The sequence below is a fragment of the Streptomyces sp. NPDC014882 genome (genome assembly GCF_043081325.1).
In the GTDB taxonomy this organism is placed as follows: Bacteria; Actinomycetota; Actinomycetes; order Streptomycetales; family Streptomycetaceae; genus Streptomyces.
On sequence record NZ_JBIBWL010000013.1, the window covers coordinates 127,478 to 151,201 of the forward strand.

Annotated in this window: 20 protein-coding genes; 17 read left to right on the top strand and 3 right to left on the bottom strand. The window is 71.8% G+C overall.

The window, feature by feature from the left end; all coding sequences use genetic code 11:
- Positions 1-72: 72 nt before the first annotated feature.
- Positions 73-2,049, top strand: coding sequence for a threonine--tRNA ligase (thrS, locus tag ACF09K_RS26510; RefSeq protein WP_392247352.1), 1,977 nt, complete (start codon positions 73-75; stop codon positions 2,047-2,049).
- 110 nt (positions 2,050-2,159) lie between these two features.
- Here thrS and ACF09K_RS26515 read toward each other — a convergent pair whose 3' ends face one another.
- Positions 2,160-2,837 carry a potassium channel family protein gene (locus ACF09K_RS26515; protein WP_392247354.1) on the bottom strand — a complete coding sequence of 226 codons (678 nt, stop codon included), beginning with the start codon at positions 2,835-2,837 and terminating at the stop codon, positions 2,160-2,162.
- A gap of 67 nt (positions 2,838-2,904) precedes the next feature.
- Between ACF09K_RS26515 and ACF09K_RS26520 the strand changes: the two genes are divergently transcribed.
- Entirely contained in the window at positions 2,905-3,468 is a 564-nt protein-coding gene (locus tag ACF09K_RS26520; protein WP_392247356.1) for an HIT family protein, read from the top strand.
- A gap of 129 nt (positions 3,469-3,597) precedes the next feature.
- Here ACF09K_RS26520 and ACF09K_RS26525 read toward each other — a convergent pair whose 3' ends face one another.
- Positions 3,598-5,247 carry a hypothetical protein gene (locus ACF09K_RS26525; RefSeq protein WP_392247357.1) on the bottom strand — a complete coding sequence of 550 codons (1,650 nt, stop codon included), beginning with the start codon at positions 5,245-5,247 and terminating at the stop codon, positions 3,598-3,600.
- Positions 5,248-5,433: 186 nt separating this feature from the next.
- Positions 5,434-7,629 carry an elongation factor G-like protein EF-G2 gene (locus tag ACF09K_RS26530; protein WP_392247359.1) on the bottom strand — a complete coding sequence of 732 codons (2,196 nt, stop codon included), beginning with the start codon at positions 7,627-7,629 and terminating at the stop codon, positions 5,434-5,436.
- Between the two features lie 372 nt (positions 7,630-8,001).
- On the opposite strand from ACF09K_RS26530, the gene pgsA reads away from it, so the two are divergent.
- From pgsA to ACF09K_RS26605, 15 genes are all read left to right on the top strand, one after another.
- Positions 8,002-8,700: a phosphatidylinositol phosphate synthase gene (pgsA, locus tag ACF09K_RS26535; protein ID WP_392247361.1), complete on the top strand. Its 699-nt coding sequence runs from the start codon at positions 8,002-8,004 to the stop codon at positions 8,698-8,700.
- Positions 8,697-9,605, top strand: coding sequence for a phosphatidylinositol mannoside acyltransferase (locus ACF09K_RS26540; RefSeq protein WP_392247362.1), 909 nt, complete (start codon positions 8,697-8,699; stop codon positions 9,603-9,605). The genes pgsA and ACF09K_RS26540 overlap by 4 nt, the downstream gene beginning before the upstream one ends.
- The gene (locus ACF09K_RS26545; protein ID WP_392247364.1) at positions 9,602-10,768 is read left to right on the top strand and encodes a glycosyltransferase family 4 protein; all 1,167 of its coding nucleotides are present in this window, start codon (positions 9,602-9,604) and stop codon (positions 10,766-10,768) included. The genes ACF09K_RS26540 and ACF09K_RS26545 overlap by 4 nt, the downstream gene beginning before the upstream one ends.
- Positions 10,769-11,005: 237 nt before the next feature.
- The gene (locus ACF09K_RS26550; protein ID WP_392247366.1) at positions 11,006-11,551 is read left to right on the top strand and encodes a hypothetical protein; all 546 of its coding nucleotides are present in this window, start codon (positions 11,006-11,008) and stop codon (positions 11,549-11,551) included.
- Between the two features lie 290 nt (positions 11,552-11,841).
- Positions 11,842-12,747 carry a pyridoxal 5'-phosphate synthase lyase subunit PdxS gene (gene pdxS / locus ACF09K_RS26555; RefSeq protein WP_356567268.1) on the top strand — a complete coding sequence of 302 codons (906 nt, stop codon included), beginning with the start codon at positions 11,842-11,844 and terminating at the stop codon, positions 12,745-12,747.
- 6 nt (positions 12,748-12,753) lie between these two features.
- The gene (gene pdxT / locus ACF09K_RS26560; RefSeq protein WP_392247367.1) at positions 12,754-13,362 is read left to right on the top strand and encodes a pyridoxal 5'-phosphate synthase glutaminase subunit PdxT; all 609 of its coding nucleotides are present in this window, start codon (positions 12,754-12,756) and stop codon (positions 13,360-13,362) included.
- A gap of 48 nt (positions 13,363-13,410) precedes the next feature.
- Positions 13,411-14,163 carry a YebC/PmpR family DNA-binding transcriptional regulator gene (locus tag ACF09K_RS26565; protein WP_392247368.1) on the top strand — a complete coding sequence of 251 codons (753 nt, stop codon included), beginning with the start codon at positions 13,411-13,413 and terminating at the stop codon, positions 14,161-14,163.
- A 202-nt stretch (positions 14,164-14,365) separates the two neighbouring features.
- Positions 14,366-14,896, top strand: coding sequence for a crossover junction endodeoxyribonuclease RuvC (gene ruvC, locus ACF09K_RS26570; RefSeq protein WP_392247370.1), 531 nt, complete (start codon positions 14,366-14,368; stop codon positions 14,894-14,896).
- Positions 14,893-15,498: a Holliday junction branch migration protein RuvA gene (gene ruvA, locus ACF09K_RS26575; protein WP_392247371.1), complete on the top strand. Its 606-nt coding sequence runs from the start codon at positions 14,893-14,895 to the stop codon at positions 15,496-15,498. Before ruvC ends, ruvA begins: the two co-directional genes overlap by 4 nt.
- 26 nt (positions 15,499-15,524) lie before the next feature.
- Positions 15,525-16,619 (top strand): Holliday junction branch migration DNA helicase RuvB, encoded by a 1,095-nt coding sequence (gene ruvB / locus ACF09K_RS26580; RefSeq protein ID WP_392247373.1) that lies wholly within the window; start codon positions 15,525-15,527, stop codon positions 16,617-16,619.
- A gap of 187 nt (positions 16,620-16,806) precedes the next feature.
- The gene (gene yajC / locus ACF09K_RS26585) at positions 16,807-17,325 is read left to right on the top strand and encodes a preprotein translocase subunit YajC (protein ID WP_392247374.1); all 519 of its coding nucleotides are present in this window, start codon (positions 16,807-16,809) and stop codon (positions 17,323-17,325) included.
- Between the two features lie 136 nt (positions 17,326-17,461).
- Positions 17,462-19,231 carry a protein translocase subunit SecD gene (secD, locus tag ACF09K_RS26590; RefSeq protein WP_392247376.1) on the top strand — a complete coding sequence of 590 codons (1,770 nt, stop codon included), beginning with the start codon at positions 17,462-17,464 and terminating at the stop codon, positions 19,229-19,231.
- 3 nt (positions 19,232-19,234) lie between these two features.
- Positions 19,235-20,368, top strand: coding sequence for a protein translocase subunit SecF (gene secF / locus ACF09K_RS26595; protein ID WP_392247378.1), 1,134 nt, complete (start codon positions 19,235-19,237; stop codon positions 20,366-20,368).
- Positions 20,365-20,913 carry an adenine phosphoribosyltransferase gene (locus tag ACF09K_RS26600; protein WP_392247379.1) on the top strand — a complete coding sequence of 183 codons (549 nt, stop codon included), beginning with the start codon at positions 20,365-20,367 and terminating at the stop codon, positions 20,911-20,913. Before secF ends, ACF09K_RS26600 begins: the two co-directional genes overlap by 4 nt.
- Before the next feature lie 205 nt (positions 20,914-21,118).
- Positions 21,119-23,695, top strand: a complete 2,577-nt coding sequence (locus tag ACF09K_RS26605) for a RelA/SpoT family protein (RefSeq protein ID WP_392247381.1) — start codon at positions 21,119-21,121, stop codon at positions 23,693-23,695.
- Positions 23,696-23,724 lie beyond the last annotated feature (29 nt).

The window sequence follows — 23,724 nt, forward strand, 5'->3', positions numbered from 1 at the left end:
GGGTCGGTACGATCGCCTCTTGCGTGGCGATGTGTCCCGGGCCGCGCTTCCGCCTTCAGTCAGGAGAGACCGGTGTCAGACGTCCGTGTGATCATCCAACGCGATTCCGAGCGGGAAGAGCGCACGGTGACGACGGGCACCACGGCCGCCGACCTCTTCGCCGGTGAGCGCTCGATCGTCGCCGCGCGCGTGGACGGCGAGCTGAAGGACCTCGCCCACGAGCTGCGCGACGGCGTGACCGTCGAGGGCGTCGAGATCTCCTCCGCGGACGGTCTCGACATCCTGCGCCACTCCACCGCGCACGTCATGGCGCAGGCGGTGCAGGAGCTGTTCCCGGAGGCCAAGCTCGGCATCGGCCCGCCCGTCAAGGACGGCTTCTACTACGACTTCGACGTCGAGAAGCCGTTCACGCCCGAGGACCTCAAGGCCGTCGAGAAGAAGATGCAGGAGATCCAGAAGCGCGGGCAGCGCTTCTCCCGCCGTGTGGTGAGCGACGAGGCCGCCCGCGAGGAGCTGGCGGACGAGCCGTACAAGCTGGAGCTGATCGGTCTCAAGGGCTCCGCCTCCCACGACGACGGTGCGGACGTCGAGGTGGGCGCCGGCGAGCTGACCATCTACGACAACCTGGACGCCAAGACCGGCGAGCTGTGCTGGAAGGACCTCTGCCGCGGTCCCCACCTGCCCACCACCCGCCTCATCCCGGCGTTCAAGCTGATGCGCAACGCGGCCGCCTACTGGCGCGGCAGCGAGAAGAACCCCATGCTCCAGCGCATCTACGGCACCGCCTGGCCGTCCAAGGACGAGCTGAAGGCGCACCTCGACTTCCTCGCCGAGGCGGAGAAGCGCGACCACCGCAAGCTGGGCAGCGAGCTGGACCTGTTCTCCATCCCCGAGCAGATCGGCTCCGGCCTCGCCGTCTTCCACCCCAAGGGCGGCATCATCCGCCGGGTCATGGAGGACTACTCGCGCCGCCGCCACGAGGAGGAGGGCTACGAGTTCGTCTACACCCCGCACGCGACGAAGGGGAAGCTCTTCGAGACCTCGGGCCACCTGGACTGGTACGCCGACGGCATGTACCCGCCCATGCAGCTCGACGAGGGCGTGGACTACTACCTCAAGCCCATGAACTGCCCGATGCACAACCTGATCTTCGACGCGCGCGGCCGCTCCTACCGCGAACTGCCGCTGCGCCTCTTCGAGTTCGGGACCGTGTACCGGTACGAGAAGTCCGGCGTCGTGCACGGCCTGACCCGTGCCCGCGGCTTCACCCAGGACGACGCGCACATCTACTGCACGCGCGAGCAGATGTCGGAGGAGCTCGACAAGACGCTCACCTTCGTCCTCGGCCTGCTGCGCGACTACGGCCTGACCGACTTCTACCTGGAGCTGTCCACCAAGGACCCGGAGAAGTTCGTCGGCTCCGACGAGGTCTGGGAGGAGGCGACCGAGACGCTGCGCCAGGTCGCCGAGAAGCAGGGTCTCCCGCTCGTGCCCGACCCGGGCGGCGCCGCCTTCTACGGCCCCAAGATCTCCGTCCAGACCAAGGACGCGATCGGCCGCACCTGGCAGATGTCGACCATCCAGCTCGACTTCAACCTGCCGGAGCGCTTCGACCTCGAGTACACCGGCCCCGACGGCTCCAAGCAGCGCCCGGTCATGATCCACCGTGCGCTGTTCGGCTCCATCGAGCGGTTCTTCGCGGTGCTCCTGGAGCACTACGCGGGCGCCTTCCCGGCCTGGCTGGCCCCCGTCCAGGCGATCGGCATCCCGATCGGCGACGCGCACGTGGAGTACCTGGAGAAGTTCGCCGCGGCCGCGAAGAAGCAGGGGCTGCGGGTCGAGGTCGACTCCTCCTCCGACCGCATGCAGAAGAAGATCCGCAACGCCCAGAAGCAGAAGGTGCCCTTCATGGTCATCGCGGGCGACGAGGACATGTCGAACGGCTCGGTGTCCTTCCGCTACCGCGACGGCTCCCAGGAGAACGGCATCCCGCTCGACGAGGCCGTCGCGAAGATCGCGAAGGTCGTCGAGGAGCGCGCGCAGCTCTGATCCACCGGACGCGGGGCCCCGGGGAGTCCGCTCTCCGGGGCCCCCTCCCGTTCCCCCGAGGCCGGCTTTCCCGGGACGTGCCGTCGGGTCCCCGCCGCGTCCCCGTCGGGTCATCCGTTCGACGGACGCCCCGCCTCCTCCTCGCCCTCCTGCTCGTCCTCGCGCGAGAAGACCTGGATCAGCCAGGACGAGAACGAGCCGGTCACCGCGCCCAGCAGGGCCAGACCGCACGCCATCAGCCCGACCCCGACCAACCGGCCCATGGGCGTGATCGGCACGACATCGCCGTAGCCGACCGTGGCCAGTGTGGAACAGGTCCACCACACCGCGTCGCCGAAGGTGTGCATCTCCGTGCCCGGCACCCCGCGCTCCTCGGCGTACACGGCGAGCGCGCCCGCGAAACCGAGCAGCAGCGTCGACACCCCCGCGTAGAGCATCACGCGCGCGTGCAGCGACAGCCGCGGCTCCCCGCGCCGTCGCAGTACCGCCTCGTAGAGCCGCACGATCCGCAGCGGACGCAGCAGCGGCAGCACCATCACCAGGGTGTCCAGGGAGTGCCGCCGCACGAAGCCCGGGCCCTGTCCGCTGAGCCGCCAGCGCACCGCGTAGTCCACCACGAACAGCGCCCACGACGCGAGCACGACCGCCAGACTGGCGTCCCGCCAGGCGTCGGCGAGGTCGGGGGCGAGGACGAGGACGGCGTACCCGGCGAGGTAGGTCAGCGAGGCGAGCGAGAGGAGCATCTCGGTACGCCGTTCCCAGCGCACCAGACGGCTGACTTCGGTCATCGGCCCAGCTTGGTCCCCGTCGCGTTCGCGCTCCCCCCGCCGACACGCCGCGAACGGGCGAAGCCATATGCTGCCTAGCATGACGAGTGAGCCGGAGCAGCAGATCGGAGTGGGGACGCAGGACGCGTTCCAGCGCCTGTGGACGCCCCACCGGATGGCCTACATCCAGGGGGAGAACAAGCCCACGGGCCCCGGAGCCGACGACGGCTGTCCGTTCTGCGCGATCCCGGCGAAGTCCGACGAGGACGGCCTGGTGGTCCGGCGCGGCGAGCACGTGTACGCCGTGCTGAACCTGTACCCGTACAACGGCGGCCACCTGATGACCGTCCCCTACCGGCACGTGGCCGACTACACCGGCCTGACCGGGCCGGAGACCGCGGAGCTCGCCGAGCTGACCAAGCAGGCGATGACCGCGCTGCGTACCGCGTCCGGCGCCCAGGGGTTCAACATCGGCATGAACCAGGGATCGGTCGCGGGCGCCGGCATCGCCGCGCACCTGCACCAGCACATCGTGCCCCGCTGGGGCGGCGACACGAACTTCATGCCGGTGGTCGGCCACACGCGCGTGCTGCCGCAGCTGCTCGCGGACACCCGCAAGATGCTGGCGGAGGCGTGGCCGACCTCGCCGTGACGGCTGCGCCGGGCGCATCCAGCCCGTCCGGTGCTCGAGGACGAGGCCGTCCAGGCCGACAGCGGGGCCCGGGGGCGGCAGCCCCCGGTACCGCCCCGGCGAGAGGCCCCCTGCCCCACCGCCGGAGGCCTACGCGTCGTAGGTGTCGGCCTTCTTCGGCGTCAGGTCCTGGACCGCGCCGCTGAGGGCCGACGAGCGGGAGCTGAACTTCTCGATGTCCACGTCGTGCTCCTTGAGGACCCGCAGCGCCGCGCTGTGCACCACCCTGAGCACCGGCGTCGCCGCGCGCAGCGCGTCGTCGGCCATGAAGCGGTGCCGCCACGGCTGGTCGGCCCAGGCGTGCCGCAGACCGAACGGCTCGGGCAGGCCGATGGAGCCGCCGAGCCAGTTCAGCAGCGGCGGGTACCAGCTGATCGTGGCGCGCGCCGCCACCCGGACCACCTCGTCGGCGGTGACCAGCGGCAGGCTGATCTTCCGCGTCTCCCAGAACCGGACGGTCTTGGCGACCTCCTTCGTGGGCGCCTCCGGCTTGGAGGTGAACAGGGAGTTCACCGGCCCCAGCGCGTGACCGGTGACCTCGATGCGCAGCGTCTCGTGCAGCACGGTCACGGTGATCAGCATGGTGATGATCAACTGGCCGTCCCACAGCGGCCACTGCACGCCGAGGTAGTGCCGGTCGCCGCCGCCGAACTGCTGGTTGTTGCAGATGTCCTCCACGGCCCTCGGCTTGACCTGGTACGCCTCCACGTCGGTGCCCTCCGGCCGGGCCACCGCCTTGGCGTTCTCGCCGACCGGCGTGACGATCCAGTGCCGTACCGAAGGCGGCGGGAAACCGCCGGTCTTCAGGCTCTGCCGGTGCAGCACCTGGAGCTGGTCGTGGATGGCCTTGACCACCGTCCAGCTGCGGAACTCGTGGACGCCCTTGACCGGGTCGACCGGGACCAGCTCCTCCGCGAGGTGCCAGGCGCCCCAGCGGGTGCCCATGCCGAGGATCCCCTTGGGACCGGCGTAGAACACCGAGTTGGACTGCTGCTCGGCGCTCAGCCGGGCCAGGGACTGGCGCAGCTGCTCGGCCGCCGTCTGGTTGGGGCTGGTCGGCACCGCCTCGGGGACCTTGGCGCCGACGCTGCCCCCGGACAGCAGGCCGTCCCAGCGCTCGCGCAGGTCCTTCGCCGTGCCCTCGCAGATCCGCTTGGCCAGGAACCAGCCGGCCACCGGTGCGACGACCGCACCGCGCGCGTACCACCCGGCCAGGCCGGAGAACGGCATCTTGAGGAGGAAGAGCGCGGCGAGCGCGGCGACGGCCACGAGCAGACCGGTGGCCAGCCCGGAGACCCGCTTGTCGCCCGCCTTCGTCATGGTGGCCCGGAGCTGGAAGACCAGCAGCCACACCAGCAGTCCGGGCAGGAAGAGCAGCCCGCACACGACCATGATGCCGGTGAGCTTCTTGTCGCGCTCCCGGCGGATCCGGTTGGCGGCCAGGCAGTGCTCGACGACCACCTGCGGCTCACTGCCGAACGACTGGATCAGCGGCTTGCGCCCGACGCCCAGCATGCGGTCGACCACCGCCTGGGAGAACGCCTCGCCGAGGTTGGGCCGGAAGATCCTGGCCCAGCCGCGGCCGGTGGAGACCGCCGACTGGTGCCATTCGTTGTCGGCCTTCTTGATGTCCTCGACGGGGTTGTCCCGGTAGGCGGCCGACGCCAGCGCGAAGGTCGGCGTCTGCCCGCCGTCGCCCTGCTGCGGCACCTGTGGCCCGAAGAAGTCCCCAACGGTCATTCCCGCCCCCGATCGCCGCCACTGTCGCTCCTGCGGCCTTCCCGACTTCCGTGCTCCGCACACCTGTTGATCAGGTCATCAGCGTATATCCAGGCACGGGCGTCCGTCGGCGGACGGCCGAAGCCGCCCGCCGACGTGGAAACACGCTGTCCCGCCCGTCACTTGAGAGCGGCCGTGCCCCGACTCCTATCCGGCCCGCTCCTGTTGGCGGAGCCGTTCCGCCACCGGTGCCGGCATCGGTTCGTGCCGGGCGTACGCGCGGTGGAAGCGGGCCGTGCCGTGCGAGAGGGAACGCAGGTCGACCGCGTACCGGCCGATCTCGATCTCGGGCACCTCCGCGCGCACCAGCGTGCGACCGCCACCGCTCTGCTCGGTGCCCAGGACCCGGCCGCGCCGCCCCGACAGGTCGCTCATCACGGCGCCCACGTACGCGTCGCCGACCAGCACGGTCACCTCGGCCACCGGCTCCAGCAGATGGATCCTCGCGCCGCCCGCGGCCTCCCGCAGCGCGAGCGCCCCAGCCGTCTGGAAAGCGGCGTCGGAGGAGTCCACCGAGTGTGCCTTGCCGTCGACCAGGGTCACCCGGACGTCGACGAGGGGATGGCCCGCGGCGACCCCCCTGGCCGCCTGCGCCCGTACGCCCTTCTCCACGGACGGGACGAACTGGCGCGGCACCGCGCCGCCCACGACCTTGTCCACGAACTCGATGCCCGAACCGCCCGGCAGCGGCTCCACCTCGATCTCGCAGATCGCGAACTGCCCGTGCCCGCCGGACTGCTTGACGTGCCGGCCGCGCCCGGTGGCGGCGGCGGCGAACGTCTCCCGGAGGGAGACCTGGTGCGGGACGACGTCCACCTGCACGCCGTAGCGGCTGCGCAGCCGCTCCAGCGCGACGTCCGCGTGGGCCTCGCCCAGGCACCACAGCACCACCTGATGGGTGTCCTGGTTCTGCTCCAGCCGCATCGTCGGGTCCTCGGCCACCAGCCGGGACAGCCCCTGCGACAGCTTGTCCTCGTCGGCCTTGCCGTGCGCCCGGATGGCCACCGGCAGCAACGGGTCGGGCATCTGCCACGGCTCCATCAGCACCGGGTCGTCCTTGGCGGAGAGCGTGTCGCCGGTCTCCGCGCGGCTCAGCTTCGCCACGCACGCCAGGTCGCCCGCGATGCAGTGCGTCAGCGCCCGCTGCTGCTTGCCGAAGGGCGTGGACAGGGCGCCGACGCGTTCGTCGACGTCGTGGTCCTCGTGGCCGCGGTCGGTGAGCCCGTGCCCGGACACGTGGACGGTCAGGTCGGGGCGCAGGGTGCCGGAGAACACGCGCACCAGCGAGACGCGGCCGACGTACGGGTCGGAGGCCGTCTTCACGACCTCGGCGACCAGCGGACCGTCCGGATCGCACGGGTCCAGGACGCGCGGCTCGCCGCCGACCGTGGTGACGCGGGGCGCCTCGCGCTCCAGGGGCGTCGGGAAGCCCCTGGTGACCAGTTCGAGCAGCTCCACGGTGCCGATGCCCTGCCGGGCGCCCTCCGCGGCCGGGGCCGCGGCCAGGACGGGGAAGAACGTGCCGCGGGCCACGGCCCGCTCCAGGTCCTCGATCAGCGTCTTCACGTCAATCCGCTCGCCCCCGAGGTAGCGGTCCATGAGGGTCTCGTCCTCGCTCTCGGCGATGATCCCCTCGATCAGCCGGGCGCGGGCCTCCTCGATCCGGGGCAGCGCGTCCTCGCCCGGCGCGGACTCCTCGCGCGCGCCGGAGGAGTAGTCGAACAGCCTCTGCGACAGCAGCCCGGTCAGACCCGTCACGGGCGCGTGCCCGTCCGGCGACCGCGGGCCGCGCAGCGGAAGGTACAGCGGCAGCACGGCGTCGGGGTCGTCGCCGCCGAAGGCCTCGGCGCAGATCCGCGTCATCTCCTCGAAGTCCGCGCGCGCGGACTCCAGGTGCGTGACGACGATGGCGCGGGGCATCCCGACGGCCGCGCACTCCTCCCACACCATCCGGGTCGGGCCGTCCACGCCGTCCGAGGCCGAGACGACGAAGAGGGCCGCGTCCGCGGCGCGCAGACCGGCCCTCAGCTCCCCGACGAAGTCGGCGTACCCGGGGGTGTCGAGGAGATTGATCTTGATGCCGTCCCATTCGACCGGCACCAGGGAGAGCTGCACCGAGCGTTGCTGACGGTGCTCGATGTCGTCGTGGTCGGAGACGGTGCCGCCGTCCTCCACGCGGCCCGCCCGGTTCACCGCGCCCGCCGTCAGCGCGAGAGCCTCCACCAGGGTCGTCTTGCCGGATCCGGAGGGGCCGACCAGCACCACGTTCCGTACGGACGCGGGGTGGTCGGCCGCCCTTGCCCTGCCGGCGGCCCCGGGATGTGTGTTCGCCTTGTCGCCCATTTCTCCGCCTCCCGTGCACGGTGAGGTCATCGGGGCGCGGACCCGGCGGCTCCTCCCCCCGGACTCCCCTCCGAGGCGACCCCGGCGGTGGCGGCTCCGGCGACGCCCGCGGTCCTTCGAGCTTTCCACTCCCGTCACGGCCCGTCCATACGGAGGACGCGACGCCGCCCCCGACACGACCGGGGCACGGCCGGGGCACGGGCGCCGGCGCGGCTTCGGACGCGACCCGGCCGCGGCCCGAACACGCCCCGGACGGGGCCCGGTCGTGACACCGGGCCCGGTGCCCGAGGGCCGCGCACGCGCGCGCGTGGCTACGATGGGCCAGCCGGTGGCCAGCAGGGGCCGCGCGGTCATACAACCTTCGGGAAGGCCATGCTGAACAAGTACGCGCGTGCATTCTTCACGCGTGTCCTCACACCGTTCGCCGCGTTTCTCATCCGCCGGGGCGTGAGCCCCGACACGGTCACGCTGCTCGGCACCGCCGGCGTGGTCGCGGGCGCGCTGGTCTTCTACCCCAGGGGCGAGTTCTTCTGGGGCACGATCGTGATCACACTGTTCGTGTTCTCCGACCTCGTCGACGGCAACATGGCCCGCCAGCTCGGCCGCTCCAGCCGCTGGGGCGCCTTCCTGGACTCCACGCTCGACCGGGTCGCCGACGGCGCCGTCTTCGGCGGCTTCGCCCTCTGGTACGCGGGCCACGGCGACGACAACGTGCTGTGCGCCGTCTCGATCTTCTGCCTCGCCAGCGGCCAGGTCGTGTCGTACACCAAGGCGCGCGGCGAGTCGATCGGGCTGCCGGTCGCGGTCAACGGGCTCGTCGAGCGCGCCGAGCGGCTCGTGGTGTCGCTGGTCGCCGCCGGGCTCGCGGGCCTGCACGCGTTCGGCGTGCCGGGCATCCAGTACCTGCTGCCGGTCGCCCTGTGGATCGTCGCCGTGGGCAGCCTGGTCACGCTGATCCAGCGGGTCGTCACCGTACGGCGCGAAGCGGCGGAGGCCGACGCGGCGACCGCGGCGGCCGGGCCGAAGCCCGACCCGAAGCCCGAGCCGGAGGGGCGTGAGACGGCCCAGTGAGCGCACGTGACCAGCTGACCGACGGGCTGTACGGGCTCGGCTGGAGCACCGTCAAGAAGCTCCCCGAGCCGGCCGCGGTCCGCCTCGGGCGCACCCTCGCCGACCTCGCCTGGAAGCGGCGCGGCAAGGGCGTCCAGCGCCTGGAGAGCAACTACGCGCGCGTGGTGCCGGGCGCGAGCCCCGAACGGCTCGCCGAGCTGTCCCGCGCGGGCATGCGCTCCTACCTGCGCTACTGGATGGAGTCCTTCCGCCTCCCCGCCTGGAGCCGGGAACGGATCGCGTCCGGGTTCGAGCCCAAGGACCTGCACCACCTCACCGACGGCCTCGCGGCCGGCAACGGCGTCATCATCGCGCTGCCGCACCTGGCCAACTGGGACCTCGCCGGCGCCTGGGTCACCACGAAGCTGCGCGTCCCGTTCACCACGGTCGCCGAACGCCTCAGGCCCGAGACGCTCTACGACCGCTTCGTCGCCTACCGCGAGGGCCTCGGCATGGAGGTCCTGCCGCACAGCGGCGGCACCGCCTTCGGCACCCTCGCCCGGCGGCTGCGCGACGGCGGCCTGGTCTGCCTGGTCGCCGACCGCGACCTGTCCGCCTCCGGCGTCGAGGTCGACTTCTTCGGCGCCACCGCGCGCATGCCCGCCGGTCCGGCCCTGCTCGCCCAGCAGACCGGCGCGCTGCTGCTCCCCGTCACGCTCTGGTACGACGAATCGCCCGTGATGCGGGGCCGCGTCCACGCCCCGATCGAGGTGCCCGGGGCGGGCACGCGCGCCGAGCGGACGTCCGCCATGACACAGGCGCTGGCAGACGCCTTCGCCACCGGCATCGCCGACCACCCGGAGGACTGGCACATGCTCCAGCGGCTGTGGCTCGCCGATCTCGACCCCGCGAAGGGACCCTCGTGAGAATCGGCATCGTCTGCCCGTACTCCTGGGACGTGCCCGGCGGCGTCCAGTTCCACATCCGCGACCTCGCCGAGTACTTCATCCGGCTCGGCCACGAGGTGTCCGTCCTCGCCCCCGCCGACGACGACACCCCGCTGCCGCCGTACGTCGTCTCGGCCGGCCGCGCCGTCCCGGTGCCGTACAACGGCTCGGTGGCCCGGCTCAACTTCGGTTTCCTGAGCGCCGCCCGGGTGCGGCGCTGGCTGCACGACGGCGCCTTCGACGTGGTCCACATCCACGAGCCGACCTCGCCGTCGCTCGGACTGCTGACCTGCTGGGCGGCACAGGGCCCCATCGTGGCCACGTTCCACACGTCGAACCCGCGCTCGCGCGCGATGCTCGCCGCCTACTCGATCCTCCAGGCAGCCCTGGAGAAGATCAGCGCGCGGATCGCGGTGAGCGAGTACGCCCGCCGCACCCTGGTGGAGCACCTAGGCGGGGACGCCGTGGTCATCCCCAACGGCGTCGACGTCGACTTCTTCGCCCGCGCCGAGCCCAGGCCCGAGTGGCAGGGCCAGACGATCGGCTTCGTGGGGCGCATCGACGAGCCCCGCAAGGGCCTGCCGGTGCTGATGGCGGCCCTGCCGAAGATCTTCGCGGAACGCCCGGAGGCCCGCCTGCTGGTGGCCGGCCGCGGCGACGAGCAGGAGGCCGTCGAGAACCTCCCGGCGGAACTGCGCCCGCGCGTCGAGTTCCTCGGCATGGTCAGCGACGAGGACAAGGCCCGCTTCCTGCGCAGCATCGACCTCTACGTCGCCCCCAACACCGGCGGCGAGAGCTTCGGCATCATCCTGGTCGAGGCCATGTCCGCCGGGGCCCCGGTGCTCGCCTCCGACCTCGACGCCTTCGCCCAGGTGCTCGACCAGGGCGCCGCGGGCGAACTCTTCGCCAACGAGGACGCGGACGCGCTGGCCGAGGCGGCCGTACGGCTGCTGGGCGACCCGGAGCGGCGGGCCGGCCTGCGCGAACGCGGCAGCGCCCACGTCCGGCGCTTCGACTGGTCCACGGTCGGCGCGGACATCCTCTCCGTCTACGAGACGGTGACGGCGGGCGCGGCGGCGGTGGCCGCGGACGACAAGGGTTCCCCGGGACTGCGGGGCCGGTTCGGCCTGGCCCGGGACTGATCCGGCCCGGCCCGGGACTGATCCGGCCCGGCCCTGGATCGACCCGGGCGGGCACGGGACCGATCCGGCCCTGTCCAGGACCGATCCGGGCGGACCCGGCGACGCCGGTCGGGCGACCCGGCCCGTCGGCGTTCGCCGCCGAGGAGCGCCGAGGACCGCCGAGGGCCGGGGCGGGCCCCGGCAGCCGCCGGGGGAGGCGTCCCGGCCGCGCCCGCGGAGCGGCTAGCCTTGCCGCCCGTGACCGCAACCCTCATCTGGATCCTCGTCGCCCTCGTCGCCGTCGGCCTCTACCTGAGCTGGACCGCGGGCCGCCTGGACCGGCTGCACGCCCGCATCGACGCCGCCCGCGCCGCACTGGACGCGCAACTGCTGCGCAGGGCCTCCGTCGCCCAGGAACTGGCCACCTCGGGCGTGCTCGATCCGGCCGCCTCGATCGTGCTGTACGAGGCCGCGCACGCCGCCCGGCAGGCCGAGGAGGAACAGCGGGAGGTCGCCGAGAGCGACCTGAGCCAGGCGCTGCGGGCGGTCTTCGCGGACGCGCAGCAACTGGACGCCGTCCGCGAGGCGCCCGGGGGGGAGACCGCGGCGCACGAGCTGACCGAGGCGGTCCTGCGGGTGCCCATGGCCCGCCGTTTCCACAACGACGCGGTCGGCGGGGCCCGCAGGCTGCGCGAGCACCGCAAGGTGCGCTGGTTCCGGCTGGCCGGCCACGCCCCGTTCCCGATGGCCTTCGAGATGGACGACGAGCCGCCGGCCGTGCTGACGGCCCGTTCGCACGCGTGAGCCCCGCGGCCCGCGGGGCCACCCGAGGGGCCACGGCGAGACCCCGCTGCCCGTCCCGCCGGTGACCCGCGACCGGGCCGCCCGACCCGTCGGGGGAGGGGACCGTCCGGGGGAGGGGCCCCTCCGGAGAGGAGCCGGTCCGGAGGGGGAGCCGCCCCGGACCGGCCGAGGAGCCGCCCGGACCGGCCAAAAGGATCCACCGCCTTCCCATTGGCCCTTGCTGTGGACTGGTCCACTCGCGTTTCCTCGGTCCGGTAGAAAACCCTCTTCCCCTTCAGCGAGGTCAACCCGTGTCCAGCACCCAGAACCAGGCCCCCGAGACCGGCACCGCGCGCGTGAAGCGCGGCATGGCCGAGCAGCTCAAGGGCGGCGTGATCATGGACGTCGTCAACGCGGAGCAGGCGAAGATCGCCGAGGACGCGGGCGCCGTCGCCGTCATGGCCCTGGAGCGGGTGCCCGCCGACATCCGCAAGGACGGCGGCGTGGCCCGGATGTCGGACCCCAACATGATCGAGGAGATCATCGAGGCGGTCTCCATCCCGGTCATGGCCAAGTCCCGCATCGGCCACTTCGTCGAGGCCCAGGTGCTCCAGTCCCTCGGCGTCGACTACATCGACGAGTCCGAGGTCCTCACCCCGGCCGACGAGGTCAACCACTCCGACAAGTGGGCGTTCACCACCCCCTTCGTCTGCGGCGCCACCAACCTCGGCGAGGCCCTGCGCCGCATCGCCGAGGGCGCCGCGATGATCCGCTCCAAGGGCGAGGCCGGCACCGGCAACGTCGTCGAGGCGGTCCGTCACCTGCGCCAGATCAAGAACGAGATCGCCCGGCTCCGCGGCTTCGACAACAACGAGCTGTACGCCGCCGCCAAGGACCTGCGTGCCCCGTACGAGCTGGTCAAGGAGGTCGCCGAGCTGGGCAAGCTGCCCGTCGTGCTGTTCTCCGCCGGTGGCGTGGCCACCCCCGCCGACGCCGCCCTGATGCGCCAGCTCGGCGCCGAGGGCGTCTTCGTCGGCTCCGGCATCTTCAAGTCCGGCGACCCGGCCAAGCGCGCCGCCGCCATCGTGAAGGCCACCACCTTCTACGACGACCCGAAGATCATCGCGGACGCGTCCCGCAACCTCGGCGAGGCCATGGTCGGCATCAACTGCGACACCCTCCCCGAGGCCGAGCGCTACGCGAACCGGGGCTGGTAAGCACCCATGGGCGACACCCCCGTCATCGGCGTCCTGGCCCTCCAGGGCGACGTCCGGGAGCACCTCATCGCCCTGGCCGCGGCCGACGCCGTGGCCAGGCCGGTCAGGCGCCCCGAAGAACTCGCCGAGGTCGACGGCCTGGTCCTGCCCGGCGGCGAGTCCACCACCATCTCCAAGCTGGCCGCCCTCTTCGGCGTGCTGGACCCCCTGCGCGCACGCGTGCGGGCCGGCCTGCCCGTCTACGGCACCTGCGCCGGCATGATCCTGCTCGCCGACAAGATCCTCGACCCGCGCTCGGGCCAGGAGACCGTCGGCGGCATCGACATGATCGTGCGCCGCAACGCCTTCGGACGGCAGAACGAGTCCTTCGAAGCCGAGGTCGACATCAAGGGCGTCGGAGGCGATCCTGTGGAGGGCGTCTTCATCCGCGCCCCCTGGGTGGAGTCCGTCGGCGCCCGCGTCGAGGTGCTCGCCGAGCACGAGGGCCACATCGTCGCGGTCCGCCAGGCGAACGCGCTGGCCACGTCCTTCCACCCGGAACTGACCGGCGACCACCGGGTGCACGCCCTGTTCGTGGACATGGTGCGCGCGAGCCGGACACCGGAGTCCTTGTAGGATCTCTGGCGTTCACGCAGAGATGGGTTACGCGAAGGAGACAGGCAGATGTCCGGCCACTCTAAATGGGCCACGACGAAGCACAAGAAGGCCGTGATCGACGCCAAGCGCGGCAAGCTCTTCGCGAAGCTGATCAAGAACATCGAGGTCGCGGCGCGCATGGGCGGTGTCGACCTGGACGGCAACCCGACGCTCTACGACGCCGTCCAGAAGGCGAAGAAGTCGTCGGTCCCCAACAAGAACATCGACTCCGCGATCAAGCGCGGCGGTGGACTCGAGGCCGGCGGCGCCGACTACGAGACGATCATGTACGAGGGCTACGGACCGAACGGCGTCGCGGTGCTCATCGAGTGCCTCACCGACAACCGCAACCGCGCCGCCTCCGACGTCCGCGTCGCCATGACCCGCAACGGCGGATCCATGGCCGACCCCGGCTCGGTGTCGTACCTCTTCCATCGCAAGGGCGTCGTCATCGTCCCCAAGGGCGAGCTGACCGAGGACGACGTGCTCGGCGCCGTCCTGGACGCGGGCGCCGAGGAGGTCAACGACCTCGGTGAGTCCTTCGAGGTCCTCAGCGAGGCCACCGACCTGGTCGCGGTCCGCACGGCCCTCCAGGACGCCGGCATCGACTACGACTCCGCCGACGCCAACTTCGTCCCGACCATGCAGGTCGAACTGGACGAGGACGGCGCCCGGAAGATCTTCAAGCTGATCGACGCGCTCGAGGACAGCGACGACGTGCAGAACGTCTTCGCCAACTTCGACGTCAGCGACGAGGTCATGGAGAAGGTCGACGCGTAGCGCCGCAGCGAACCGAGCGGACCCGTCGGGCCGGTGGGACACGTCCTGCCGGCCCGACGGCGTTGTCGGTGCCGGCGGATAGCCTGGCGACCGTCAGACACCACAGGTCGCGGCCTTCGGCCGGGCCGGCCCGGCGCGATGCCACCGCCGGGGCCGCGGGGCGGAGGTCCGGGCGCGAGCACGGACGAGGAGGAGAGGGCGCGTGCGCGTACTCGGGGTGGACCCCGGTCTCACACGATGCGGCGTGGGCGTCGTCGAGGGCGTCGCGGGCCGGCCGCTCACCATGCTCGGCGTGGGCGTCGTGCGGACGCCCGCGGACGCCGAGCTGGGACAGCGCCTCGTCGCCGTCGAGCAGGGCATCGAGCGGTGGCTGGACGAGTACCGCCCCGAATGCGTCGCCGTGGAGCGGGTGTTCAGCCAGCACAACGTGCGCACGGTCATGGGCACCGCCCAGGCCAGCGCCGTCGCCATGCTGTGCGCCGCCCGCCGCGGCCTCCCGGTCGCCCTGCACACCCCCAGCGAGGTCAAGGCGGCCGTCACCGGCAGCGGCCGCGCCGACAAGGCCCAGGTCGGCGCCATGGTGACCCGGCTGCTCCGGCTCGACGCACCCCCCAAGCCCGCCGATGCCGCCGACGCCCTCGCGCTCGCCATCTGCCACATCTGGCGCGCCCCCGCGCAGAACCGACTCCAGCAGGCCGTCGCCCTGCACACATCGAAAGGCCGTACGGGATGATCGCCTTCGTGAGCGGACCGGTCGCCGCCCTCGCCCCCGACTCCGCGGTGATCGAGGTGGGCGGCATCGGCATCGCCGTCCAGTGCACCCCCAACACGCTCTCGGGCCTGCGCACGGGCCGGGAGACGAGACTCGCCACCTCCCTGGTCGTCCGCGAGGACTCCCTCACCCTGTACGGCTTCGCCGACGACGACGAGCGCCAGGTCTTCGAGCTGCTCCAGACCGCGAGCGGGGTCGGCCCCCGCCTCGCCCAGGCCATGCTCGCGGTCCACGCGCCGGACACCCTGCGGCGAGCCGTCGCCACCGGCGACGAGAAGGCCCTCACCGCCGTCCCCGGCATCGGCAAGAAGGGCGCCCAGAAGCTCCTGCTGGAACTGAAGGACCGCCTCGGCGAGCCGACCGGCGCCCCCGCCGTCGGCACCCCCGTCACCCAGGGCTGGCGCGACCAGCTGCACGCGGCCCTGATCGGCCTCGGCTACGCGACCCGCGAGGCCGAGGAGGCCGTGACCGCGGTCGCGCCGCAGGCCGAGGCCGCCGGTGGCACACCCCCGGTCGGCCAGCTCCTGAAGGCGGCGCTGCAGACCCTCAACCGAGCCCGCTGACCCCCTACATCCCCGAGGCACACCACATGAACTGGGACGACCCGACCGACGCGACCGCCGACGAGGGGCTCGCCGGCCCCGCCGCGGAGCGGCTGGTGGGCTCTGTCGCCGACGGCGAGGACCAGGCCGTCGAGGCCGCCCTGCGCCCCAAGGACCTGGGCGAGTTCATCGGCCAGGAGAAGGTCCGCGAACAGCTCGACCTCGTCCTGCGCGCCGCACGCGCGCGGGGCGCCACCGCCGACCACGTCCTGCTCTCCGGCGCCCCCGGCCTCGGCAAGACCACCCTGTCGATGATCATCGCGGCCGAGATGGGCGCCCCGATCCGGATCACCAGCGGCCCCGCCATCCAGCACGCGGGCGACCTCGCGGCGATCCTCTCCTCCCTCCAGGAGGGCGAGGTCCTCTTCCTCGACGAGATCCACCGCATGTCCCGGCCCGCCGAGGAGATGCTCTACATGGCGATGGAGGACTTCCGCGTCGACGTCATCGTCGGCAAGGGCCCCGGCGCCACCGCCATCCCCCTGGAGCTGCCCCCGTTCACCCTGGTCGGCGCCACCACGCGCGCGGGCCTGCTGCCGCCCCCGCTGCGCGACCGCTTCGGCTTCACCGCGCACATGGAGTTCTACGAGCCGGCCGAACTGGAGCGGGTGATACACCGCTCGGCGAACCTCCTCGACGTCGAGATCGACACCCACGGCGCCGCCGAGATCGCCGGCCGCTCCCGCGGCACGCCCCGCATCGCCAACCGCCTGCTGCGCCGCGTCCGGGACTACGCCCAGGTCAAGGCCGACGGCGGGATCACCCGCGAGATCGCGGAAGCCGCGCTGAAGGTCTACGAGGTCGACGCCCGCGGCCTCGACCGCCTCGACCGCGCGGTCCTCACGGCCCTGCTCAAGCTGTTCGGCGGCGGACCGGTCGGCCTGTCCACGCTCGCCGTCGCCGTGGGGGAGGAGCGCGAGACCGTCGAGGAGGTCGCCGAACCCTTCCTCGTCCGCGAGGGCCTGCTCGCCCGCACGCCCCGCGGCCGGGTCGCGACCCCCGCCGCCTGGACCCACCTGGGCCTGACCCCGCCCCGCCCCGCCACCGCGGGAAACGGACAACAGGACCTGTTCGGGGCGTGACCGCCCGGGCGTCGGCCCGGGATCGGACGCGGTGATGGCGGCACCAGGAACCCTGGTGCCATGCTGAGCGTTGTTCCCTGCGCGCGGACTCGCTTAGACTCCGCCGATGCCGCCCCTGTGGGCAGCGCACACACCCCCAACCATCAGGCCGCTCACCATCGCGGTCGCGTGAAGGAAGTACCGACCCGTGAGTCTCGTGACCCTCCTCCCGTTCATCGTGCTCATCGGGGCCATGTTCCTGATGACCCGGTCGGCGAAGAAGAAGCAGCAGCAGGCCGTGGACATGCGCAACCAGATGCAGCCCGGCAGCGGTGTCCGCACGATCGGGGGCATGTACGCGACGGTCAAGGAGGTCAACGAGGACACGGTCCTCCTCGACGCCGGCCCGGGTGTGGACCTGCTCTTCGCGAAGAACTCGATCGGTGCCGTACTGACGGACGACGAGTACAACCGCATCGTCCACGGCATCGAGCACGACCTGAAGTCCGACGCCGACGTCGTCCCGGACGACGCCTCCTCCCTCACCGGGACCGACGGGTCCGCCGACGCTGCCGCCGTCTCCGACGACCGGCCCGTCGATCTCGGCAAGCCCGGCAAGAAGGACGAGGACCCCGTCACGAAGAACGAGGCCGAGGAGAGGACCGCCGCTGCCGAGGCCGACGAAGAGCCGAAGAAGACCGACGGCGACTCCGACACGAAGAAGTAGCCACGACCCGGGGCACGCGGGCCCGTCCCGCGTGCCCCGGGCGCGCGCAATCTCGCACGTAGGGGATCCCGACACCATGCCATGGCCGCTGCCGCGCTGACCCGGCGCGAGGCGGCCCGAGAGGGAGTACGAGAAGGTGGCAGCACCTAAAAAGGGCCGGAGCGCGAGCGCCCAGAGCAAGCCGTGGCGCTCGCTGGCCCTGATCCTGATCGCCATCGTGGGGCTCACCGGAGGCATGTTCCTCTCCGGTCACACGACTCCGCGTCTCGGCATCGACCTTGCCGGCGGTACGAGCATCACGCTCCAGGCGAAGGCCGACCAAGGGTCCGCGATCAACAAGGCCAACATGGACACCGCGGTCGAGATCATGAACCGCCGTGTCAACGGCCTCGGCGTCTCCGAGGCGGAGGTGCAGACCCAGGGCGACCGCAACATCATCGTGAACATCCCCAAGGGCATCAACTCCAAGGACGCCCGGGCACAGGTCGGCACCACCGCCAAGCTGTACTTCCGTCCGGTCCTGGCGAGCGAGCCCAGCGGTGCCGCCGCGAGCGGCTCGCCCAGCCCGTCGGCCAGCGGTTCCCCGAACGCCTCCCCGAGCCCCTCCGCGAGCGCCTCGGCAGGGGAGAAGGCCTCCTCCTCGACCTCCCCCTCGGCCTCCGCCACCTCCCAGGGGCGTGCCGTCACCGACGCCCTGAAGGCCGACTCCACGCCGTCGCCCTCCGCGAGCGCCTCCGCCGCCGCCTCCGCCAGCCCCTCGGCGTCCGCGAGCGGCGGCACCGCCGACGAGACCGCCCTCCAGGCGAAGTACGCCGCCCTGGACTGCAGCAAGGACGAGCAGCGCAGCGCGATCGGCGAAGGCGTCAAGCCCGGCGACACGACCGTGGCCTGCGGCGACATCGACGGCGTCTGGTACAAGTACCTGCTCGGCCCGGCCGCCGTCGACGGCACCGAGGTCGACGAGGCCAAGGCCATCTACGACACCCAGGGTGCCGCCGGCTGGCAGGTCAACATGAAGTTCGACTCCAAGGGCGCGAAGAAGTTCGCGGACATCACGGGCAAGCTCGCCCAGAACCAGTCGCCGCAGAACCAGTTCGGCATCGTGCTCGACGGCGAGGTCGTCTCCAGCCCCTACGTCAGCTCCTCCATCGCCGGCGGCCAGGCCCAGATCTCCGGCAGCTTCCAGCAGGAGGAGGCCCAGAACCTCGCCAACATGCTGTCGTACGGCGCGCTGCCGCTCAGCTTCGAGGAGTCGAGCGTCCAGACCGTGACCGCCGCGCTCGGCGGTGACCAGCTCCGCGCCGGCCTGATCGCGGGCGCCATCGGCCTCGGCCTGGTCATCATCTACCTGGTGGCCTACTACCGCGGCCTGTCGCTCATCGCGATCGCCTCGCTGCTGGTCTCCGCCGCGCTGACGTACGTGATCATGTCGCTGCTCGGCCCGACGATCCACTTCGCCCTCAACCTGCCGGCCGTCTGCGGTGCCATCGTCGCCATCGGCATCACCGCGGACTCGTTCATCGTGTACTTCGAACGGGTCCGGGACGAGATCCGCGAGGGCCGCTCCCTGCGCCCCGCGGTCGAGCGGGCCTGGCCGCGGGCGCGGCGCACCATCCTGGTCTCCGACTTCGTGTCGTTCCTCGCCGCCGCGGTGCTGTTCCTCGTCACCGTCGGCAAGGTCCAGGGCTTCGCGTTCACGCTCGGTCTGACCACCGTCCTCGACGTGGTCGTGGTCTTCTTCTTCACCAAGCCGCTGATGACGCTGATCGCGCGCCGCAAGTTCTTCGCGGGCGGCCACAAGTGGTCCGGCCTCGACCCGAAGAGCCTGGGTGCCAAGCCGCCGCTGCGCCGCACCCGCCGTCCCTCCGGTCCTGCCGCCGGTCCCGTCGAGACGAAGGAGGCGTGAGCGATGTCGAAACTCGGCAGCCTCGGCGCCCGACTGCACCGTGGTGAGATCAGCTACGACTTCATCGGTCACCGCAAGATCTGGTACGGCATCTCGATACTGATCACGATCACGGCCATCCTCGGCCTGGCGGTCCGCGGCCTGAACATGGGCATCGACTTCCAGGGCGGTGCCATCTTCACCACCGCCAAGAACAGCTCCGTCTCCGTCTCGCAGGCGGAGAGCGCCGCGGAGGAGGCGGCGGGCCACCCGGCGCTCGTGCAGAAGCTCGGCGACGGCTCGCTGCGCATCCAGATCGCCGGCATGGACACCAAGCAGTCCGACAAGGTCAAGGAGGACCTGGCCGGGGAGTTCAAGGTCGACCCCGAGACGATCGCCGCCGACCTGGTCGGCCCCAGCTGGGGTGACCAGATCGCCAACAAGGCCTGGCAGGGCCTGGCGATCTTCATGGTCCTGGTCGTGATCTACCTGGCGATCGCCTTCGAGTGGCGCATGGCCATCGCGGCGCTCATCGCCCTGATCCACGACATCACCATCACCGTCGGCATCTACGCCCTCGTCGGCTTCGAGGTCACGCCGGGCACGGTGATCGGTCTGCTGACCATCCTCGGCTACTCCCTGTACGACACGGTCGTCGTCTTCGACTCCCTCAAGGAACAGACGAAGGACCTCACGAAGCAGACCCGCTTCACCTACAGCGAGATCGCCAACCGCTCGATCAACGGCACCCTGGTGCGTTCCGTCAACACCACGGTGGTCGCGCTGCTCCCGGTCGCGGGCCTGCTGTTCATCGGCGGCGGTTTCCTCGGCGCGGGCACGCTCAACGACATCTCGCTGTCGCTGTTCGTCGGCCTCGCCGCCGGCGCCTACTCCTCGATCTTCATCGCCACCCCGCTGGTCGCCGACCTCAAGGAACGCGAGCCGCAGGTGCGGGCCCTGAGGAAGCGCGTCCTCGCCAAGCGCGCCCAGTCGCACACCGACGAGGAGCCCGCGCGGCCGTACGGCCACGACGGGCGTGACGAGGACGCCGGATACGGCGGGGACCCCGAAGACGCGGAGACGGCCGTCGTCGGCCCCCGGACCCAGCCCTCCTCCCGCGGCCGCGGCCGCGGCCGTCCTTCGGGGAAGCGCCGATGACCGAGACCACCGACCTCACGACGCTGCTGCTCAGCCGCATCCGTGACGTGGCCGACCACCCGGAGCCGGGCGTGATGTTCAAGGACATCACGCCGCTGCTCGCGGACCCGGCGGCGTTCGCCGCGCTCACCGAGGCGTTCGCGGAGATCGCCGTGCGCACCGGTGCCACCAAGGTCGTCGGCCTGGAGGCCCGCGGCTTCATCCTGGGCGCCCCCGTCGCCGTCCGGGCCGGCCTCGGCTTCGTCCCCGTGCGCAAGGCGGGCAAGCTCCCCGGAGCCACCCTCACCCAGGCCTACGACCTGGAGTACGGCTCGGCCGAGATCGAGATCCACGCCGAGGACCTGACCGCCGACGACCGCATCCTGATCGTCGACGACGTCCTCGCCACCGGTGGCACCGCCGAGGCGTCGATCCAGCTCATCCACCGCGCCGGCGCCGAGGTCTCGGGCGTCGCCGTCCTCATGGAACTGGGCTTCCTCGACGGCCGGCCCCGCCTGGAGGCGGCCCTGGCCGGAGCGCCGCTGGAGGCGCTGCTCACGGTCTGACAGCGCGGTGACGCACGACCGGCACGGCACGACGACCGCCGTACGGCGAGCGGGCGGGCCCGGAGGAATCCGGCGCCCGCCCCTTGCGTTCCACGGGCGGACCGTTCTCGCATCCCGGTCCGGAGGCGATCCCGGAGCCCGGGATCGCTACGATGGATGCTCCGGAGCCTGACCGGGGCACCCGGATCGCGCACGAGGAGCCCTCTTGCCAGACGAGGCCCAGCACCTGACCGCCGCCAAGCCCGAGTCTCCCTCGGAGTCCGCGGCCGAGCCCGCGTCGCAGGCGCCCGACGCCCGCGGGCCGGTCGAGCACGACCGCTCCGCCCCCGTCGAGCAGCAGCCGGCCGAGCCGCCCCGCCCCAAGCCGGCCCCCGCGCCCGACGCGGCCCGAGCGGCGGCACCCTCCTCGCCCGAGCGCCCCGCAGCCCGCCCCGCCGCCCCGCCGGCCGCCCGTCCCGCCGCCGCGCAGCCGCCCGCCCGTTCCGGCTCCTCCAACCGCGTCCGCGCCCGTCTCGCCCGCCTCGGCGGCCAGCGCGCAAACCCGTACAACCCGGTCCTGGAACCGCTGCTGCGGATAGTGCGCAGCAACGACCCGAAGATCGAGACCGCCACCCTGCGCCAGATCGAGAAGGCCTACCAGGTCGCCGAGCGCTGGCACCGGGGGCAGAAGCGCAAGAGCGGCGACCCGTACATCACGCACCCCCTCGCGGTGACGACGATCCTCGCCGAACTGGGCATGGATCCGGCCACCCTCATGGCGGGCCTGCTCCACGACACGGTCGAGGACACCGAGTACGGCCTGGACGACCTGCGCCGTGACTTCGGCGACGCGGTCGCCCTCCTCGTCGACGGCGTCACCAAGCTCGACAAGGTCAAGTTCGGCGAGGCCGCGCAGGCCGAGACCGTCCGCAAGATGGTCGTCGCCATGGCCAAGGACCCGCGCGTCCTGGTCATCAAGCTCGCCGACCGCCTGCACAACATGCGCACCATGCGCTACCTCAAGCGCGAGAAGCAGGAGAAGAAGGCGCGCGAGACCCTCGAGATCTACGCGCCGCTCGCCCACCGCCTGGGCATGAACACCATCAAGTGGGAACTGGAGGACCTCGCCTTCGCGATCCTCTACCCCAAGATGTACGACGAGATCGTCCGGCTGGTGGCCGAAAGGGCGCCCAAGCGTGACGAGTACCTGGCCATAGTGACCGACGAGGTCCAGGCCGACCTGCGTGCCGCCCGCATCAAGGCGACCGTCACCGGCCGCCCCAAGCACTACTACAGCGTCTACCAGAAGATGATCGTCCGCGGCCGCGACTTCGCGGAGATCTACGACCTGGTCGGCATCCGCGTCCTGGTGGACACCGTCCGCGACTGCTACGCGGCGCTGGGCACCGTCCACGCCCGCTGGAACCCGGTCCCGGGGCGGTTCAAGGACTACATCGCGATGCCCAAGTTCAACATGTACCAGTCGCTGCACACGACGGTCATCGGCCCCAACGGCAAGCCGGTCGAACTCCAGATCCGCACGTTCGACATGCACCGCCGCGCCGAGTACGGCATCGCCGCGCACTGGAAGTACAAGCAGGAGGCCGTCGCCGGCGCCTCCAAGGTCCGCAGCGACGTGCCCAGGTCGTCCGGCAAGGGCAAGGACGACCACCTCAACGACATGGCCTGGCTGCGGCAGCTCCTGGACTGGCAGAAGGAGACCGAGGACCCCAGCGAGTTCCTGGACTCGCTGCGCTTCGACCTCTCCCGCAACGAGGTCTTCGTCTTCACGCCGAAGGGCGACGTCATAGCGCTCCCGGCCGGGGCGACGCCGGTCGACTTCGCGTACGCGGTGCACACGGAGGTCGGCCACCGGACGATAGGAGCACGGGTCAACGGCAGGCTCGTACCGCTGGAGTCCACGCTGGACAACGGCGACCTGGTGGAGGTCTTCACCTCCAAGGCGGTCGGCGCCGGACCCTCCCGCGACTGGCTGGGCTTCGTCAAGTCACCGCGCGCCCGCAACAAGATCCGGGCCTGGTTCTCCAAGGAGCGCCGCGACGAGGCGATCGAGCAGGGCAAGGACGCCATCGCCCGCGCGATGCGCAAGCAGAACCTGCCCATCCAGCGCATCCTCACCGGCGACTCCCTGGTCACGCTCGCGCACGAGATGCGCTATCCGGACATCTCCTCGCTGTACGCCGCGATCGGCGAGGGCCACGTCGCCGCGCAGAACGTCGTGCAGAAGCTGGTGCAGGCCCTCGGCGGCGAGGAGGCCGCGAGCGAGGAGATCGACGAGACGGTCCCGTCCCGCGGACGCGGGCGCAAGCGGCGCAGCAGCAACGACCCGGGGGTGGTCGTCAAGGGCGTCGACGACGTGTGGGTGAAGCTGGCCCGCTGCTGCACGCCCGTCCCCGGCGACCCGATCATCGGCTTCGTCACGCGCGGCAGCGGCGTGTCCGTCCACCGCAGCGACTGCGTCAACGTGGACTCGCTCTCGCGGGAGCCGGAGCGCATCCTCGAGGTGGAGTGGGCGCCGACGCAGTCCTCGGTCTTCCTGGTCGCCATACAGGTCGAGGCGCTGGACCGCTCACGGCTCCTCTCGGACGTCACGCGGGTCCTGTCGGACCAGCACGTCAACATCCTCTCGGCGGCCGTGCAGACCTCCCGCGACCGCGTCGCCACCTCCCGCTTCACCTTCGAGATGGGCGATCCCAAGCACCTGGGACACGTCCTGAAGGCCGTCCGCGGGGTCGAGGGCGTCTACGACGTCTACCGGGTGACCTCGGCACGCAGGCCGTAACCTACGGGCGGAGGGCAGGGGCCGACGGG

Excerpts from the sequence above, each read along its gene's own strand:
- ACF09K_RS26530 (WP_392247359.1), bottom strand. The coding sequence starts at position 7,629 with ATGGGCGACAAGGCGAACACACATCCCGGGGCCGCCGGCAGGGCAAGG.
- ACF09K_RS26565 (WP_392247368.1), top strand. The coding sequence starts at position 13,411 with ATGTCCGGCCACTCTAAATGGGCCACGACGAAGCACAAGAAGGCCGTG.
- ACF09K_RS26525 (WP_392247357.1), bottom strand. The coding sequence starts at position 5,247 with ATGACCGTTGGGGACTTCTTCGGGCCACAGGTGCCGCAGCAGGGCGAC.
- ACF09K_RS26515 (WP_392247354.1), bottom strand. The coding sequence starts at position 2,837 with ATGACCGAAGTCAGCCGTCTGGTGCGCTGGGAACGGCGTACCGAGATG.
- secF (WP_392247378.1), top strand. The coding sequence starts at position 19,235 with ATGTCGAAACTCGGCAGCCTCGGCGCCCGACTGCACCGTGGTGAGATC.
- ACF09K_RS26600 (WP_392247379.1), top strand. The coding sequence starts at position 20,365 with ATGACCGAGACCACCGACCTCACGACGCTGCTGCTCAGCCGCATCCGT.
- ACF09K_RS26520 (WP_392247356.1), top strand. The coding sequence starts at position 2,905 with ATGCTGCCTAGCATGACGAGTGAGCCGGAGCAGCAGATCGGAGTGGGG.
- ruvA (WP_392247371.1), top strand. The coding sequence starts at position 14,893 with ATGATCGCCTTCGTGAGCGGACCGGTCGCCGCCCTCGCCCCCGACTCC.
- ruvB (WP_392247373.1), top strand. The coding sequence starts at position 15,525 with ATGAACTGGGACGACCCGACCGACGCGACCGCCGACGAGGGGCTCGCC.
- pgsA (WP_392247361.1), top strand. The coding sequence starts at position 8,002 with ATGCTGAACAAGTACGCGCGTGCATTCTTCACGCGTGTCCTCACACCG.
- pdxT (WP_392247367.1), top strand. The coding sequence starts at position 12,754 with ATGGGCGACACCCCCGTCATCGGCGTCCTGGCCCTCCAGGGCGACGTC.